The organism is Tenacibaculum aiptasiae, assembly GCF_008806755.1.
Classification (GTDB): domain Bacteria; phylum Bacteroidota; class Bacteroidia; order Flavobacteriales; family Flavobacteriaceae; genus Polaribacter; species Polaribacter aiptasiae.
The window spans coordinates 382,870-384,868 of the sequence record NZ_WAAU01000008.1; the positions used below are offsets into that span (position 1 = coordinate 382,870).

Sequence of the window (1,999 nt, forward strand, 5' to 3'; positions counted from 1 at the left end):
CTTTAGAAACAGGATATCCGTAAAAAAAATCTGGTTCTTCACCTACCCAACTATGCAAATCACATAAAAAACCAACTCTTTTATATTCATCAGAATATCTAGGTATTAAATAATCAAACTCAAAATCATTTTCATAAACTGAATTTACATCTTTAGGTAAATCAAAAAAAAGTTCTTTCTGTTTAACATTTTCTCCATCCAAACTTGGCGTAATTTCTATTTCTTTGTCTAACTTTAATGTGGTTGCCACATCTAATAAATATCTTTTCTCTTTCATTACAAATACTCAAATTCCACTGGAAATGGAGTTATCTTAAAACCTGTTAACTCGGCTTCTTCTAGTGCATTTTTTAAACGCTCGCTAATTAAAATACCATAAGGGTATGCTAATTTAGCAGCATCAATATTTTTATATTTCTCCTTCATTACAGCACGTTTAAAACCCCAACTCCACCATTCATTATCATCTTCATAATCCATTAACTCTTCTATATTTTCTACTTTTACTTCGACATCTCCAACTTTTACTCCTCTTTTCCATTCACAAAATGTACTATTATCCAAATCCACAAATTCATCAAAGCCATTTAAAAAAAACTGCCAGACAAAATACTCTAAATACTCACCTTTAAACAATACTTTTGCCGGATAAAACTTATTGGGATATAAGTTAAATTTCTCTATAATTCTCTTCATTTCATTTGAAATTATTACTCCTGAAAAATAACTTGGTTTATCCCCTATCCAATCATGGAAATCGCATATAAAATTTACTACTTCGTATTCGTATGAGTGTCTCGGAACTAAATAATCAAAATTCCAATCTTCTCCATATATTATATTCGCGTCTAACGAAGCGTTATAAAAATCTTCTTTGTTTTTCACATAGCTTCCATCTAAATCTGGAATAACTTCATTTATTCCATTAATATTTAAAGTACTAGAAAAACTTAATATATACCTTTGCTCTTTCATTACAAATATTCAAATTCTACAGGAAATGGAGTTACCTTAAAACCTATTAACCTAGCCTTTTCCAGTGCATTCTTTAATCTTTCACTTATTAATGTACCATAAGGATATGGCATTGCCATGCAATCTATATTTTTAAATTCAGATTTCATAACAGCTCGTTCAAAACCCCAATCCCACCATTTTTTTTCTTTAATAATCTTACGCAGCTCTTTTTCATTATTAACTTTAAAAATATCTGATCCCGTTTTCACTAACTCATCCCATTCACAAAAAGTACTATTCTCAAAATCAACAAATTTATCAAAACCGTTTAGGAATAATTGCCAAACATAATATTCATGATACTCTTCATTAAACAAAACTTTAGCATTATAAAATTTATTGGGATATAAATTAAATTTTTCTAAAACCTCTTTCATAATTTTAGAAATAGGATATCCGTAAAAATAATTTGGTTTGTCTCCAATCCATCCATGTACATCACAAATGAAATTGGCTTTTTTATACTCTTCTGAATGTCTAGGTATCAAATAATCAAATTTCCAATTGTTATCATATACCTTATTTGCATCTACAGATAAATTAAAGAATTCTTCTTTATCTTTAACATTAATTGGATCTAACCTCGGAATTACCTCAAATTTTCCTTCTGTCTTTATAGTTACAACTTCTTCAATTAAATATCTTTTTTCTTTCATTTATAAATACTCAAATTCTACAGGAAATGGAGTTATCTTAAAACCTGTTAGCTTGGCTTCTTCTAGTGCATTTTTTAAACGCTCGCTGATTAAAACACCGTAAGGGTACGCTAATTTAGCAGCATCAATATTTTTATATTCCTTCTTCATTACAGCACGTTCAAAACCCCAATCCCTCCATTCATTTTTCATAACAAATCTTTGTAATTCTCTTTCATTTTTAAAACTAAAAAAATCTACTCCAACTTTATTTAAATTATCCCACTCACAAAATTTACTATGATCTAAATCAACGAATTTATCAAAACCATCTAGAAAAAATTGCC

The 1,999-nt window shown here is 28.7% G+C and carries 4 protein-coding genes; all 4 read right to left on the minus strand.

The annotated features are described in order from the left end of the window. On the minus strand, positions 1-277 hold a 277-nt coding region (locus F7018_RS04605), incomplete at its 3' end, for a hypothetical protein (protein WP_175578643.1). Beyond that, the gene (locus F7018_RS04610; RefSeq protein ID WP_150898840.1) at positions 277-975 is read right to left on the minus strand and encodes a hypothetical protein; all 699 of its coding nucleotides are present in this window, start codon (positions 973-975) and stop codon (positions 277-279) included. The genes F7018_RS04610 and F7018_RS04605, both read right to left, overlap by 1 nt. After that, the gene (locus F7018_RS04615; protein ID WP_150898841.1) at positions 975-1,673 is read right to left on the minus strand and encodes a hypothetical protein; all 699 of its coding nucleotides are present in this window, start codon (positions 1,671-1,673) and stop codon (positions 975-977) included. The genes F7018_RS04610 and F7018_RS04615 overlap by 1 nt, the downstream gene beginning before the upstream one ends. Continuing rightward, a partial coding sequence (locus tag F7018_RS18325) for a hypothetical protein (RefSeq protein WP_175578644.1) occupies positions 1,674-1,999 on the minus strand: 326 nt, incomplete at its 5' end.